Below are 13,551 nucleotides of genomic sequence, written 5' to 3' on the forward strand. Positions count from 1 at the left end.
CACCGCCGCCGATGATCAGTTGTGGCTGTGCAGGATCTCGTTCAGGCCGCCCCACTCGGCGTTGTTCGGACGCGCCTCGACCGTGCCGGTGACGGAGTTGCGCCGGAAGAGGATGTTGGAGGCGCCGGACAGCTCGCGGGCCTTGACGATCTGGCCGTCGGGCAGGGTGACGCGGGTCCCGGCGGTGAGGTACAGGCCCGCCTCGACGACACAGTCGTCACCGAGCGCGATGCCGATGCCGGCCTCGGCTCCGACGAGGGAACGCCGGCCGATGGCCACCCGCTCCTTGCCGCCGCCGGACAGGGTGCCCATGGTGGAGGCGCCGCCGCCGATGTCGGAGCCGTCGCCGACGATGACGCCCTGGGAGATCCGGCCCTCCACCATCGACGTGCCGAGGGTGCCGGCGTTGAAGTTGACGAAGCCCTCGTGCATGACGGTGGTGCCGGCGGCGAGGTGGGCGCCGAGGCGGACGCGGTCGGCGTCGGCGATGCGGACGCCCGCGGGGGCCACGTAGTCGGTCATGCGCGGGAACTTGTCGACGCCGAAGACGCTCAGGTGCAGGCCGCGGGCTCGGGCGGCGAGCCGTACGGTCTCCAGGGTGTCCACGGCGACCGGGCCGAGGGAGGTCCAGGCGACGTTGGCGAGCAGGCCGAAGATGCCGTCCAGGTTCGGCTCGTTCGGCTTGACCAGCCGGTGCGAGAGCACGTGCAGGCGCAGGTAGGCGTCGTGGGTGTCGAGCGGCTTGTCGTCGACGGAGGAGATGACCGTCCGGACCGCCACGACCTCCACGCCGCGCACCTCGTCCTTGCCGAGGGCCGCGACGCCGTGCTCGCCGAGCAGCTCGGCGGTGCGCGCCTCGTCGAGGCGCTCGGTGCCGGCCGGGCCGGGCTCGGTGGCCAGCTCGGGCGCGGGGAACCAGGTGTCGAGAACAGTGCCGTCAGCGGCGATCGTGGCAAGGCCGGCGGCCGCGGCGCCGGTGGTGCGAGGAGCAGTCGTGTCGGTCATGAGGGAAACCTAACCGGCGGAACGCCACGGATGCGAACCCGGGCGCCCGCGTCTCAGGTGACGGGCGGTACGGGTCCCCGCCGACGGTCCGCTCCGAGGCGGGCGGTGAGCTCGGTCAACATCCCTCTTGCTCGGGGGTGGCGCGGAGTCCGGGGAGTCCTGGGATGGGGGCCAGCGTACGCACCGTTGTGTACAGGCGTACACAACGGCGGGAAAAGAGCAGGCTTCGTCAACCACGAGGAGGAAGAGCAGGCTCCGTCGACCACGACGGGTACGACAGTGGCCCCCGGCGGGACGCCGGGGGCCACTGACAGGAACGGGGAGCGCGGGCTCAGACGTTGAAGCCCAGCGCCCGCAGCTGCTCGCGACCGTCGTCCGTGATCTTGTCCGGCCCCCACGGCGGCATCCAGACCCAGTTGATGCGCAGCTCGCTGACCAGGCCGTCCGTGGCGGACTTGGCCTGGTCCTCGATGACGTCCGTGAGCGGGCAGGCCGCGGACGTCAGGGTCATGTCGACGGTCGCGATGTTCGCGTCGTCGATGTGGATGCCGTAAATCAGGCCGAGGTTGACGACGTCGATGCCCAGCTCGGGATCGACGACGTCCATCAGGGCCTCACGGAGCTCCTCCTCCGAGGCCGGTTTCATCTCCACGGTCTCGCTCATGCCGTCTTCCTTTCGGCGTCGGCGCCCAGCGCCTGGGCCGTCGCGTCCTTCCACGCCATCCAGCTCAGGAGGGCGCACTTCACCCGGGCCGGGTACTTGGAGACACCCGCGAACGCGACCGCGTCCTCCAGGATGTCCTCCATCGCGTCGTCCGGTTCGATCTTCCCCTTCGACTGCATCAGCTCCAGGAAGGTCTCCTGGATCCGCTGCGCGTCGGCCAGCTCCTTGCCGACGAGGAGCTCGTTCAGTACGGAGGCGGAGGCCTGGCTGATCGAGCAGCCCTGACCCTCGTACGAGACGTCACTGATCGTCGAGCCGTCGTACTTCACCCGCAGGGTGATCTCGTCGCCGCAGGTCGGGTTCACATGGTGCACCTCGGCGTCGCCATCCCGCAGACCACGCCCGTGAGGGTGCTTGTAGTGGTCCAGGATGACTTCCTGGTACATGGAATCCAGTTTCACCGTTTCAGCACGCCCCTCAGCCGAAGAAGTTCCGTACGTGCTCCAGGCCGTCGACCAGAGCGTCGATCTCGGCCGGCGTGGAGTACAGATAGAACGACGCTCGCGTGGTCGCAGGAATTCCGTAGCGCAGGCACACCGGACGGGCGCAGTGGTGACCCACACGGACCGCGATGCCCTGCTCGTCCAGGACCTGGCCCACGTCGTGCGGGTGGATGTCACCGAGGGTGAAGGAGATCGCGGCGCCGCGCTCCTCGGCCGTGGTGGGGCCGATGATGCGTAGGTCGGGGACCTCCGTCAGGCGCTTGACCGCGTACTCGGTGAGCGCGTGCTCGTGGGCGAGGATCTTGTCCATGCCGATCGAGTTCAGGTAGTCGATCGCCGCGCCCAGCCCGACCGCCTGCGCGATCGGCGGGGTGCCCGCCTCGAACTTGTGCGGCGCGGGGGCGTACGTCGAGGAGTGCATCGACACCGTCTCGATCATCTCGCCGCCGCCGAGGAACGGAGGCAGGTCCTCCAGCAGCTCCTGGCGGCCCCACAGGACGCCGATGCCCGTCGGGCCGCACATCTTGTGCCCGGTGAAGGCGACGAAGTCGGCCTGGAGCGCCTGCACGTCCAGCGGCATGTGCGGCGCGGCCTGCGAGGCGTCGATGCACACGAGCGCGCCCACCTCCTGCGCGCGGCGCACTATCGCCTCGACCGGGTTGAAGGTGCCGAGGATGTTGGACACCAGCACGAAGGAGACGATCTTCGTCTTCTCCGTGATGATCTCGTCGATGTTGGAGAGGTCGAGCCGGCCGTCGTCGGTCAGGCCGAACCACTTCAGCTTCGCGCCCGTGCGCTGCGCCAGCAGCTGCCACGGCACGATGTTGCTGTGGTGCTCCATCTCCGTGATGACGATCTCGGTCTCGGAGTCCACCCGGTAGGGCTCGTCGGCCCAGCCGAGCATGTTCGCCACGAGGTTCAGCGACTCGGAGGCGTTCTTGGTGAAGATCACCTCGTCGCGGCTGGGCGCGTTGATGAACGCGGCGACCTTGTCGCGCGCGCCCTCGTACAGCGCCGTGGCCTCCTCGGCGAGCACATGCACACCGCGGTGGACGTTGGCGTTGTAGCGCTCGTAGTACTCACTGAGGGCGTCCAGCACCTGCCGCGGCTTCTGCGAGGTCGCCGCGTTGTCCAGGTACACGAGCTTCCTGCCGTCGTGGACCTGTCGCTCCAGAACGGGGAAGTCCTTGCGGATCGCCTCGGTGTCGAGGAGGCCCGGCAGCTGTGTCACGCGGATGCGCCACCCTTCGTGTATGCCTCGTAGCCCTCGTTCTCCAGCTTGTCGGCGAGCTCGGCGCCGCCGGACTCGACGATGCGACCGGCCGAGAAGACGTGGACGTAGTCGGGCTTGATGTAGCGGAGGATCCGCGTGTAGTGCGTGATCAGCAGGGTGCCGACCTCACCGGTCTCGCGGACGCGGTTGACGCCCTCGGAGACGACGCGCAGCGCGTCGACGTCCAGGCCGGAGTCGGTCTCGTCCAGGATGGCGACCTTCGGCCGGAGCAGTTCCAGCTGGAGGATCTCGTGGCGCTTCTTCTCACCGCCGGAGAAGCCCTCGTTGACGTTGCGCTCGGCGAAGGCGGGGTCGATGGAGAGGCGCTCCATGGCCTCCTTGACCTCCTTCACCCAGGTGCGCAGCTTGGGGGCCTCGCCGCGGACCGCGGTGGCGGAGGTGCGCAGGAAGTTGGAGACCGAGACGCCGGGGACCTCGACCGGGTACTGCATCGCGAGGAACAGCCCGGCGCGGGCGCGCTCGTCGACGGACATCTCCAGGACGTCCTCGCCGTCGAGCGTGACGGTGCCGCCGGTGATCGTGTACTTCGGGTGACCCGCCAGCGAGTAGGCGAGGGTCGACTTGCCCGAGCCATTGGGGCCCATGATGGCGTGCGTCTCGCCCTGCTTCACGGTCAGGTCGACGCCCTTGAGGATCTCCTTCGTGGCGTTGTCGGCCTCGACGGTGACGTGCAGGTCTCGGATTTCAAGCGTTGCCATGGGTGCCTCAGGACTCCTGGGTGAGGGAGACGAGTACGTCGTCCCCTTCGATCTTTACGGGGTATACGGGGACGGGGCGCGTCGCGGGGAGGCCGGACGGCTTGCCGGTACGCAGGTCGAACGAGGACCCGTGCAGCCAGCACTCGATCTGGCAGTCCTCCACCTCGCCCTCGGAGAGCGAGACGTTCGCGTGGGAGCAGATGTCGTGGATCGCGAACACTTCGCCCTCGGTCTGCACGATGGACACCGGGGTGCCGTCGAGTTCCACCCGCTTCGGGGTGCCCTCCTCCAGCTCGCTCAGTGCGCAGGCGCGTACGAAGGTGGTCATGCGACCGACGCCTCCAGCTCCTCATCGATCTTGGCGATCAGGCGCTCCTCGATGTCCGGGACGCCGATCTGCTGGACCAGCTCGGCGAAGAAGCCGCGGACCACCAGCCGGCGGGCCTCGTGCTCCGGGATGCCGCGGGCCATCAGGTAGAACAGCTGCTCGTCGTCGAAGCGGCCGGTGGCGGACGCGTGTCCGGCGCCGACGATCTCGCCGGTCTCGATCTCCAGGTTCGGCACCGAGTCGACCCGCGCGCCGTCCGTCAGGACGAGGTTGCGGTTCATCTCGTACGTGTCCGTGCCCTCGGCCTTGGCCTCGATCAGCACGTCACCGATCCACACGGCGTGCGCCTCTTCGCCCTGGAGCGCGCCCTTGTAGACGACGTTGGACTTGCAGTGCGGGGTGTTGTGGGTGACCAGCAGGCGGTGCTCCTGGTGCTGCCCGGCGTCGGTGAAGTACAGGCCGAACAGCTCGGCCTCGCCGCCGGTCCCGGCGTACTGCACGCGCGGGTGCAGTCGTACGACGTCGCCGCCGAAGGTGACCACGACGGACTTGAAGGAGGCGTCCCGGCCGACGAGGGCGTTGTGCTGGGCCACGTGCACGGCCTTGTCGTCCCAGTCCTGGACGGAGACGACGGTCAGCTTGGCGCCGTCGCCGAGGACGTACTCCACGTTGGCGGCGAGCACGGCGTCACCGGTGTGGTCGATGACGACGACGGCCTCGGCGAAGGCTCCCAGCTCGACGACCTGGTGGCCGTAGGCGACCCCGCCCTGGCCGTGCACGGCGATGCGGATCGGCTCGGTGAGGACCGTCTCCTTGGGGACGGTGACGACACCGGCCTTCTCGAACGCCGAGTACGCCTGGGCGGCGACGCGGTCCACCGGGGTGCCGGTCCTGCCGAGCCGTGCGTCGTCACGACCGACGGTCTCGACGACGACGCCTGCGGGGGCCTCGACCTCGATCCGCACACCGTCTCCGGTGGCGACGGCGGTGCCGTCGTGCAGGCCGCGCAGGCGCTCCAGCGGGGTGAACCGCCACTCCTCCTCACGGCCGTGCGGGACCGGGAAGTCCGCCACGTCGAAGGACGGGGGCGCGCTCATGCGCGAGACGACGGTCGACTCCGCGGCGACCGCGATCGAACCGGCGGTGGTCGACCCGACCGGGATGTTCTGAGCCTCAGCCATGGCTGTCGTTGTGCTCTCTTTCCTACGTCTAGAAATCGGGAGGCTGCCGGAGGGCGGTCTTAGCCGACCGCGCCTTCCATCTGCAGCTCGATCAGCCGGTTGAGCTCGAGGGCGTACTCCATGGGCAGCTCCTTGGCGATCGGCTCGACGAAGCCGCGCACGATCATCGCCATCGCCTCGTCCTCGCTCAGACCGCGGCTCATCAGGTAGAAGAGCTGGTCCTCGGAGACCTTGGAGACGGTCGCCTCGTGGCCCATGGACACGTCGTCCTCGCGGACGTCGACGTACGGGTATGTGTCCGAGCGGGAGATGGTGTCGACGAGCAGCGCGTCGCACAGCACGTTGGACTTGGAACCCGGGGCACCCTCGCCGATCTCGATGAGACCGCGGTAGGAGGTACGGCCACCGCCACGCGCCACCGACTTGGAGACGATGTTGGAGGAGGTGTTGGGGGCCATGTGGACCATCTTGGCGCCGGCATCCTGGTGCTGCCCCTCGCCCGCGAAGGCGATGGAGAGGGTCTCGCCCTTGGCGTGCTCGCCCATCAGGTAGACGGCCGGGTACTTCATCGTCACCTTGGAGCCGATGTTGCCGTCGATCCACTCCATGGTCGCGCCCTCGTAGGCGACGGCGCGCTTGGTGACCAGGTTGTAGACGTTGTTCGACCAGTTCTGGATGGTCGTGTAGCGGCAGCGGGCGTTCTTCTTGACGATGATCTCGACGACCGCGGAGTGCAGCGAGTCCGACTTGTAGATCGGGGCCGTGCAACCCTCGACGTAGTGCACGTAGGCACCCTCGTCGACGATGATCAAGGTCCGCTCGAACTGGCCCATGTTCTCCGTGTTGATGCGGAAGTAGGCCTGGAGCGGGATCTCGACGTGCACGCCCTTCGGGACGTAGATGAAGGAGCCGCCGGACCACACGGCGGTGTTCAGCGCGGCGAACTTGTTGTCACCGGCCGGGATGACCGTGCCGAAGTACTCCTTGAAGAGCTCCGGGTGCTCCTTCAGCGCGGTGTCGGTGTCGAGGAAGATGACGCCCTGCTCCTCCAGGTCCTCCCGGATCTGGTGGTAGACGACCTCGGACTCGTACTGGGCCGCGACACCGGCGACGAGGCGCTGCTTCTCCGCCTCGGGGATGCCCAGCTTGTCGTACGTGTTCTTGATGTCCTCGGGCAGGTCCTCCCAGGACTCCGCCTGCTTCTCCGTGGAGCGCACGAAGTACTTGATGTTGTCGAAGTCGATGCCCGACAGGTCCGAGCCCCAGTTCGGCATGGGCTTCTTCTCGAAGAGCTTCAGGCCCTTGAGGCGGAGCTTGGTCATCCACTCCGGCTCGGACTTCTTCGAGGAGATGTCCCGGACGACGTCCTCGTTCAGGCCGCGCTTCGCTGCGGCGCCGGCCTCGTCGGAGTCGGCCCAGCCGTATTCGTACTTGCCCAGGCCCTCGAGTTCGGGGTGGGCAGTCTCCGTGGGGAGAGTCATGCGGGGTTCCTCCCGGCCGTGCTTGCAGTGTTGTGGGTCGTGGAAGTCTTGGGAACGAACGTCGTGCAGACACCGTCGCCGTGCGCGATCGTGGCCAGCCGCTGGACGTGGGTGCCGAGCAGCTCGGCGAAGATCTCCGTCTCGGCCTCGCAGAGCTGCGGGAACTGCTCGGCGACGTGGGCGACTGGGCAGTGGTGCTGACACAGCTGCTCGCCGGTGGGCGCGCTGCGCGCCGTAGCAGCGTACCCGTCCACGCTGAGGGCCTTGGCCAGCGCTTCCGTCCGCTTGTCGGGGGCGGCGGACTCGACGGCCGTGCGGTACGCGTTCGCCTGGGCGGCGATACGGGCGCGGGCGAATGCGGCGACCGCCTCGCTGCCGCCCTCACGCTCGGCGATCCAGCGCAGCGCATCGGCGGCGAGCTTGTCGTAGGACTGGTCGAAGGCGTCCCGGCCGCAGTCGGTGAGCGCGAACACCTTGGCGGGCCGGCCACGCGTCCGCGCCCCGTAGACCCGCTGCTCGCGCGCCTCGACCACGTCGTCGGCGACGAGCGCGTCCAGGTGCCTGCGTACGGCCGCCTGGGTGAGTCCGAGCCGTGCGGCGAGTTCGGCGACGGTCGACGGGCCGTGGTCCAGGATGGACCGCGCGACCCGGTTGCGCGTTGAGCGCTCCCCGGTCGCGAGCTCCTCCTGAGGGGTCCCCGTGGGGGTCTCCCGAGCCTCGCCGACGTTTTTCACAACGCCATTGTTGCGTAATTCCTCAGAGGCAGGCAAGCGGCGTCCATGGCGGCGGAAGGTGCCCTGCGTCACTTAGGCAAACCTAATCCGACCTGCGAAAACGATCTCTGATCGATCACGGCGCGGAAGTTGCGGCGGCCTCTCCGCGGCCCGTCCGGAACACTCCCGGACCATGCCCACACCCCCTCCGACCGGCCCTTGTGACCCGTGACTCCGTCGCCGCCGAGCTGGGGGCGCTCGGTGTCCGGGCGGGCGAGACCCTGCTCGTCCACTCCTCCCTCCGGGCGCTCGGCTGGGTCTGCGGAGGCACGGTCGCGGTCGTCCAGGGCCTGATCGACGCGATCGGCCCGCAGGGCACGCTCGTGGTGCCCACCCAGTCCGGCCACCTGTCGACCCGGCCGTGCGGGCCCACCCGCCGGTGCCCGGGCAGTGGTGGGCGACGATCCGGGCCACGTTGCCCGCGTACGACGCCCTGATCACCCCGACCCGCGGGGTGGGCGTGATCCCCGAGACCGTCCGCCGATGGCCGTGCGCTGCGCAGCGCCCATCCGCAGACGTCCTTCGCGGCGCTCGGCCCCCACGCGGCCGGGATCGTCGACGGCCACGCCACCGACTGCCGGCTCGGCGAGCGCAGCCCGCCGGCCCGGCTGGAGGCGCTCCGCGCCCGGGGGCTGCTGCTCGGCCGCGGCTACGCCGCGTGCACCAGCTTCCATCTCGCCGTATACCGGACACCGGCCCCGCTCGTCGAGGTGGGGCGGCCGGGGCCGGCGGGCCGGGAGGTGGTGACCGAGGTGTCCATCTCCTCCGAGCGCTTCGACGAGCCGGGCCACGACGTCGAGCGGGACCGTCCCGTCGTACGGGGCCGGGTCGGGGCGGCCGAGGCGCGGCTGTTCCCGGTGGCGGACGCGGTGGCGTGGGCACAGCGGTGGCTGGCGGTGCACCGGCCCCGTGAGGAGGACTTCCCGCACCCGCCCGTCCGAGGGACCGGGCACGTACCTAGACTCTGGACCCATGCGAAGTGAGCCCGTGGTCCAGGTGCAGGCCCTGGTGAAGCGGTACGGCGACAGGACCGCGGTCGACGGCCTGGACCTCGAGGCCCGGCCGGGCGTCACCGCCGTGCTCGGTCCCAACGGGGCCGGCAAGACCACCACGGTCGAGACCTGCGAGGGGTACCGCAGGCCGGACTCCGGCACGGTGCGCGTCCTGGGCCTCGACCCGGTGCGCCAGTCCCGCGAGCTGCGGCCGCGGATCGGCGTGATGCTCCAGTCCGGCGGCGTCTACTCCGGTGCCCGCGCGAACGAGATGCTGCGCCATGTGGCCCGGCTGCACGCGCACCCGCTCGACGTGGACGCCCTGATCGAACGCCTCGGCCTCGGCTCCTGCGGCCGCACCGCCTACCGCCGCCTGTCCGGCGGCCAGCAGCAGCGGCTGGCGCTGGCCATGGCCGTGGTGGGCCGCCCGGAGCTGGTGTTCCTGGACGAGCCCACCGCGGGGCTCGACCCGCAGGCACGCCGGGCCACCTGGGACCTCGTGCGCGAGCTGCGTGCCGACGGCGTCTCCGTCATCCTCACGACCCACTACATGGACGAGGCCGAGCAGCTCGCCGACGACGTCGCGATCATCGACGCGGGCCGGGTCATCGCCCAGGGCTCCCCCGAGGAGCTGTGCCGCGGCGGCGCCGAGAACACGCTGCGCTTCACCGGCCGCCCGGGCCTCGACGTCGGCTCGCTGCTCAAGGCGCTCCCCGCGGACTGCGCCGCCGCCGAGCTGACGCCGGGGTCGTACCGGGTCGTCGGCAAGATCGACCCGCAGCTGCTGGCGACGGTGACGTCCTGGTGCGCCCAGCACGGGGTGATGCCGGACCGGATCTCGGTGGAACGGCACACGCTGGAGGACGTCTTCCTGGAGCTGACCGGCAAGGAGCTGCGCTCGTGACCACCACGGCCGAGAACGGGACGTACGCACCCAGGCCCGGCGCGGCCCCCCTCCCCCGCATGATCGCGGCGCAGGCGGCGCTGGAGACGAGGATGCTGCTGCGCAACGGCGAGCAGCTGCTGCTGACGGTGATCATCCCGACGTTGCTGCTGGTGCTCTTCAGCACCGTCGACATCGTCGACACGGGCGAGGGCAGGGCCGTCGACTTCCTGGCCCCCGGCATTCTCGCGCTCGCCGTGCTGTCGACGGCCTTCACGGGCCAGGCCATCGCGACGGGCTTCGAACGCCGGTACGGCGTGCTGAAGCGGCTGGCCTCCACGCCGCTCCCGCGCTGGGGCCTGATGACGGCGAAGACCGCGTCCGTGCTGGTCGTCGAGGTGCTCCAGGTGATCCTGGTGACGGTGATCGCGCTCGCGCTGGGCTGGTCGCCGCAGGGCAACCCCTTCGCCGTCCTGCTCCTGCTGGTCCTCGGCACGGCCGCCTTCTCCGGGCTCGGTCTGCTGATGGCGGGCACGCTCAAGGCGGAGGCGACGCTGGCCGCCGCGAACCTGGTCTTCCTCCTGCTGCTCGTCGGCGGGGGCGTCGTCGTCCCGCTGGAGAGGTTCCCGGACGCCGCGCAGAGCGTGCTGGGCCTGCTGCCCATCGCGGCGCTGTCGGACGGGCTGCGGGACGTGCTCCAGCACGGCGCCGGGATGCCGTGGGGAGACCTGGCGATCCTGGCCGGCTGGTCGGTCGTGGGCCTGGCGGCGGCGGGCCGGTTCTTCCGCTGGGAGTAGCGCGCGACGGCCCGGGCCGACCCCTCGTGAACGTGTGCACAAGCAGCCCCCTACGATGGTGGGCGTGCCAAAGTTGACCCGCGCCGACGCCGAAGCGGCCCTGCGCAACCCGCTCGCCTTCATCGCCGCACGCTGGACCCCCACCACCAGGACGGTTCAGCGGGCGGCTCTCGTCGCACTCGTCATGTCGGTGGTCATCGTCGTCACCGGCGGCGCGGTGCGGCTGACCGGCTCGGGCCTCGGCTGCCCGACCTGGCCCAAGTGCACGGCCGACTCCCTGGCCACCACGCGGGAGATGGGCCTGCACGGCGTCATCGAGTTCGGCAACCGCCTGCTGACGTACGTGCTGTGCGCGGCGGTCGGCTGGGCGATCATCGCCGCCCGTGCCCAGAAGCCGTGGCGGCGCGGTCTGACCCGGCTGGGCTGGGCACAGTTCTGGGTCGTGATGAGCAACGCCGTGCTCGGCGGCATCGTGGTGCTGGTCGGCCTCAACCCGTACACGGTCGCCGCCCACTTCCTCGCCACGACCGCACTGATCACGGTCGCCGCGGTGATGTGGCAGCGGACCCGGGAGGGCGACGGTGCGGCACGGCCGCTGGTCGGCAAGGCCGTGCGGCAGCTGGTGTGGTGCCTGGTCGCCGCGAGCGTCCTGCTGGTGATGGTGGGCACGGTCGTCACCGGCGCCGGCCCGCACGCGGGTGACTCAAGCGACGTGCCGCGCATGCCGGTGGACTGGGAGATGGTCAGCAAGGTGCACGCGGTCCTGGCGTGGATCGTGGTGACGCTGACCTTCGCGCTGTGGTTCGTCCTGAAGGCCGTCGACGCCCCGCGCGGCCCGCTGGACCGCACCCGCGACCTGTTCCTGGTCCTGCTCGCCCAGGGCGTCATCGGGTACGTCCAGTACTTCATGGACCTGCCCGAGCTGCTGGTCGGCCTGCACATGCTCGGCTCGTGCCTGGTGTGGATCGCGGTCCTGCGCGTGGTCCTGGCCCTGCGGGAGCGCCCGGTGGAGACGCCGGGCGACGTAGCCGCTCCTCAGGAGTACGCCGCCACCAGCGCGTCGATCGCCGGTCCCAGGTAGTTCCGCGTCAGCTCGGTCCGCCGCGCCGTCCACTCCGGGCCGGGCGGCGCGGGATCGCCGTACCGCCGCCCGCGGACGTCCTCGACCACCTCCGCGGGCGCCCCGAGGCCGGGCAGCACCTCGAGCGCCTCCCGCTTGGTGATCAACCGCCCGTCCCGCAGGGTCACGGCGGCCCGGGCGAAGGTCGTCAGCCCCACGTCGACCCAGACGTCGTGCGTCCACAGCGGCGCCCGGCGTACGGCGGGCCGCCAGAAGTCCCGCTGGTCGCGTACGACGAAGCCGTTCAGCTCCTGGTCCGTGACGGGCGGGAGGACGTCCGTCGGCCGGACGCCGTGCAGGACCCGGCCGAAGGCGTGCAGTTCCCGACGGGTCACGGGGGTGACCGGGCGGCGCAGCAGCTGCCGGTGCGCCCAGGTGAGATGCGGTCGCCGGGAGTCGGCCGACGCACCGGGCGTCATATAGCTGCAGTGCAGAGCGGCGGCGAGGGGCTCGGCACGCAGTCGGCTGTGCAGTGCCGCCACCCGCCATGCGGTCACGGGCGTCACGGGTCTCGGCAGCACGGCGATCAGGTCGAGATCGCTACGGCCCTCCTGGTAGTCGCCACCGGCGAGCGAACCGTGCGCCCAGACGGCGAGCGGCTCGAGCGGCCGGAGCTCGGCGAGGAAGCGGTCGAGCAGGTCCTGGGTCGGCATCCGACCAGTCTGAACAGCTCAGTCCAGCCCGTACACCCTGCGCGCGTTCCCCGCCGCGATCAGGCCCGCGACCCGCTGGGCGTCCGCCAGGGACCAGGCGCCCTCGGCCACCCAGGTGCCGAGCACACGGGCCAGCGCCTCGCGGAACAGGCGGGCGCCCACGACGTGCAGCTCGGGCAGGCCCTGGGCGCCGCTGGAGAAGAGGATCTTGCCGAAGGGCGCCAGTTCCAGGATCTCGGCGAGGACGGTGGCGGCGCGGGCGCCGGTGCGCACCAGCGCGGCGCCGGAGTCGGCGTAGACGTGCGGGAAGACGCCGGCGAGGTGGGCGGCGTGCCGGTGGTACGGGTAGCCGTGCAGCAGGACCAGGTCGGTTCCCATGCCGGCCGTGGCGCGCACGAAGTCCGTGAGCAGCACCGGGTCCGTGCGGTCGATGCGCAGGCCGGGTTCGCCGAGCCCGGCGTGCAGCTGCAGGGGCAGGCCGGAGGCGACCGCGATCCACAGCAGATGCCGCAGCAGGACCGGGTCGCTCAGCTCGCCGCCGACCCGGCGGCCGGCCAGCCAGCGGCCCGCCGCGCCCCGTACCTCGCCCGCCCCGGGCGGCTCGGGGGCGAGCGCCAGACCGTGCCGGACGCCGGCGACGGAGGTGAAGGCGACGGCGTTCGCGGCGGCCCCGTGCACCGACTCGGCGAGGTTCGCCAGGAACGACTCGACCGTGCCGGAGGTGTCGGCGACCTGCTCGGCCAGCAGCTCCAGCCGGACGATCTCACGCGCCTGCGCGGTCGCCGTCGAGGCCATCTCGGTGGGGCCGGTGAGGTCGCCGGGCAGCCCGGTGTCCATCAGGTACGTGGTGATGCCGCTGCCGCGCAGCAGGCGCCGGGCCGCCTCCAGCACGCCGAGTTCACGGCGTCGGGCGAGATAGCGGGCGGGCGAGCAGTGCGGCTCGAGGCCCAGCAGAGGGGGGCACCAGCGGCGTACCGCGAAGCCGGTCTGGGTGTCGAAGAGGGTGGTGCCGGGGGCGGGCGGGCCCTCGGTGCGGGCCAGCTGGGCCTCGAAGGTGCCGAGGCCCAGCTCCGTTCTCAGGACACCGTGGCAGTACTGGTCCACGAGGGACGGCGTTTCGATCATCCGGACTCCCGGGACTGGACCACGTACTCCTACGAGTCCTAACGGGTGAACCGG

At 70.8% G+C, this 13,551-nt stretch carries 14 protein-coding genes and 1 pseudogene; 4 read left to right on the top strand and 11 right to left on the bottom strand.

Annotated features, from left to right (window positions below; all coding sequences use genetic code 11):
* Window positions 1–15 precede the first annotated feature (15 nt).
* The 9 genes from dapD to IPT68_RS08870 all read right to left on the bottom strand — a co-directional run bounded on the left by dapD (window position 16) and on the right by IPT68_RS08870 (window position 7,888).
* A complete protein-coding gene (dapD, locus tag IPT68_RS08830) occupies window positions 16–1,005 on the bottom strand; it encodes a 2,3,4,5-tetrahydropyridine-2,6-dicarboxylate N-succinyltransferase (RefSeq protein ID WP_189698823.1) in 990 nt (329 codons plus the stop codon).
* 331 nt (window positions 1,006–1,336) lie between these two features.
* A complete protein-coding gene (locus IPT68_RS08835; RefSeq protein WP_067271562.1) occupies window positions 1,337–1,669 on the bottom strand; it encodes a metal-sulfur cluster assembly factor in 333 nt (110 codons plus the stop codon).
* Entirely contained in the window at window positions 1,666–2,130 is a 465-nt protein-coding gene (gene sufU / locus IPT68_RS08840; RefSeq protein WP_189698824.1) for a Fe-S cluster assembly sulfur transfer protein SufU, read from the bottom strand. Before sufU ends, IPT68_RS08835 begins: the two co-directional genes overlap by 4 nt.
* 16 nt (window positions 2,131–2,146) lie before the next feature.
* Complete coding sequence (locus IPT68_RS08845; protein WP_189698825.1) at window positions 2,147–3,403, bottom strand: cysteine desulfurase; 1,257 nt, start codon at window positions 3,401–3,403, stop codon at window positions 2,147–2,149.
* Complete coding sequence (gene sufC, locus IPT68_RS08850) at window positions 3,400–4,164, bottom strand: Fe-S cluster assembly ATPase SufC (RefSeq protein WP_189698826.1); 765 nt, start codon at window positions 4,162–4,164, stop codon at window positions 3,400–3,402. Before sufC ends, IPT68_RS08845 begins: the two co-directional genes overlap by 4 nt.
* Before the next feature lie 7 nt (window positions 4,165–4,171).
* Window positions 4,172–4,492, bottom strand: coding sequence for a bifunctional 3-phenylpropionate/cinnamic acid dioxygenase ferredoxin subunit (locus IPT68_RS08855; protein ID WP_189698827.1), 321 nt, complete (start codon window positions 4,490–4,492; stop codon window positions 4,172–4,174).
* Window positions 4,489–5,673, bottom strand: a complete 1,185-nt coding sequence (sufD, locus tag IPT68_RS08860; RefSeq protein ID WP_189698828.1) for a Fe-S cluster assembly protein SufD — start codon at window positions 5,671–5,673, stop codon at window positions 4,489–4,491. The genes IPT68_RS08855 and sufD overlap by 4 nt, the downstream gene beginning before the upstream one ends.
* Window positions 5,674–5,732: 59 nt before the next feature.
* Window positions 5,733–7,154: a Fe-S cluster assembly protein SufB gene (gene sufB, locus IPT68_RS08865; protein ID WP_189698829.1), complete on the bottom strand. Its 1,422-nt coding sequence runs from the start codon at window positions 7,152–7,154 to the stop codon at window positions 5,733–5,735.
* On the bottom strand, window positions 7,151–7,888 hold the full coding sequence (locus IPT68_RS08870) for a helix-turn-helix transcriptional regulator (protein ID WP_189698830.1): 738 nt from the start codon (window positions 7,886–7,888) through the stop codon (window positions 7,151–7,153). The genes sufB and IPT68_RS08870 overlap by 4 nt, the downstream gene beginning before the upstream one ends.
* Before the next feature lie 172 nt (window positions 7,889–8,060).
* On the opposite strand from IPT68_RS08870, the pseudogene IPT68_RS08875 reads away from it, so the two are divergent.
* The 4 genes and pseudogenes from IPT68_RS08875 (at window position 8,061) to IPT68_RS08890 (ending at window position 11,680) form a co-directional block, all read left to right on the top strand.
* Window positions 8,061–8,910, top strand: a pseudogene (locus tag IPT68_RS08875) (aminoglycoside N(3)-acetyltransferase).
* Window positions 8,900–9,823 (top strand): ABC transporter ATP-binding protein, encoded by a 924-nt coding sequence (locus IPT68_RS08880; protein WP_189698831.1) that lies wholly within the window; start codon window positions 8,900–8,902, stop codon window positions 9,821–9,823. Before IPT68_RS08875 ends, IPT68_RS08880 begins: the two are co-directional and overlap by 11 nt.
* A gap of 59 nt (window positions 9,824–9,882) precedes the next feature.
* A complete protein-coding gene (locus IPT68_RS08885) occupies window positions 9,883–10,599 on the top strand; it encodes an ABC transporter permease (RefSeq protein WP_189698981.1) in 717 nt (238 codons plus the stop codon).
* Window positions 10,600–10,654: 55 nt separating this feature from the next.
* Window positions 10,655–11,680, top strand: a complete 1,026-nt coding sequence (locus tag IPT68_RS08890) for a COX15/CtaA family protein (protein ID WP_189698832.1) — start codon at window positions 10,655–10,657, stop codon at window positions 11,678–11,680.
* Here the strand turns inward: IPT68_RS08890 and IPT68_RS08895 are convergent.
* A complete protein-coding gene (locus tag IPT68_RS08895) occupies window positions 11,635–12,372 on the bottom strand; it encodes a nucleotidyltransferase domain-containing protein (RefSeq protein WP_189698833.1) in 738 nt (245 codons plus the stop codon). The genes IPT68_RS08890 and IPT68_RS08895 overlap by 46 nt on opposite strands.
* A gap of 18 nt (window positions 12,373–12,390) precedes the next feature.
* Window positions 12,391–13,497, bottom strand: a complete 1,107-nt coding sequence (locus tag IPT68_RS08900) for an amidohydrolase family protein (protein WP_189698834.1) — start codon at window positions 13,495–13,497, stop codon at window positions 12,391–12,393.
* Window positions 13,498–13,551 lie beyond the last annotated feature (54 nt).

Source organism: Streptomyces chromofuscus (assembly GCF_015160875.1).
Taxonomy (GTDB): domain Bacteria; phylum Actinomycetota; class Actinomycetes; order Streptomycetales; family Streptomycetaceae; genus Streptomyces; species Streptomyces chromofuscus.

Excerpts from the sequence above, each read along its gene's own strand:
- dapD (WP_189698823.1), bottom strand. The coding sequence starts at position 1,005 with ATGACCGACACGACTGCTCCTCGCACCACCGGCGCCGCGGCCGCCGGC.
- IPT68_RS08890 (WP_189698832.1), top strand. The coding sequence starts at position 10,655 with ATGGTGGGCGTGCCAAAGTTGACCCGCGCCGACGCCGAAGCGGCCCTG.
- sufC (WP_189698826.1), bottom strand. The coding sequence starts at position 4,164 with ATGGCAACGCTTGAAATCCGAGACCTGCACGTCACCGTCGAGGCCGAC.
- IPT68_RS08835 (WP_067271562.1), bottom strand. The coding sequence starts at position 1,669 with ATGAGCGAGACCGTGGAGATGAAACCGGCCTCGGAGGAGGAGCTCCGT.
- IPT68_RS08855 (WP_189698827.1), bottom strand. The coding sequence starts at position 4,492 with ATGACCACCTTCGTACGCGCCTGCGCACTGAGCGAGCTGGAGGAGGGC.
- IPT68_RS08900 (WP_189698834.1), bottom strand. The coding sequence starts at position 13,497 with ATGATCGAAACGCCGTCCCTCGTGGACCAGTACTGCCACGGTGTCCTG.
- IPT68_RS08885 (WP_189698981.1), top strand. The coding sequence starts at position 9,883 with ATGATCGCGGCGCAGGCGGCGCTGGAGACGAGGATGCTGCTGCGCAAC.
- IPT68_RS08880 (WP_189698831.1), top strand. The coding sequence starts at position 8,900 with ATGCGAAGTGAGCCCGTGGTCCAGGTGCAGGCCCTGGTGAAGCGGTAC.
- sufD (WP_189698828.1), bottom strand. The coding sequence starts at position 5,673 with ATGGCTGAGGCTCAGAACATCCCGGTCGGGTCGACCACCGCCGGTTCG.
- sufB (WP_189698829.1), bottom strand. The coding sequence starts at position 7,154 with ATGACTCTCCCCACGGAGACTGCCCACCCCGAACTCGAGGGCCTGGGC.
- IPT68_RS08895 (WP_189698833.1), bottom strand. The coding sequence starts at position 12,372 with ATGCCGACCCAGGACCTGCTCGACCGCTTCCTCGCCGAGCTCCGGCCG.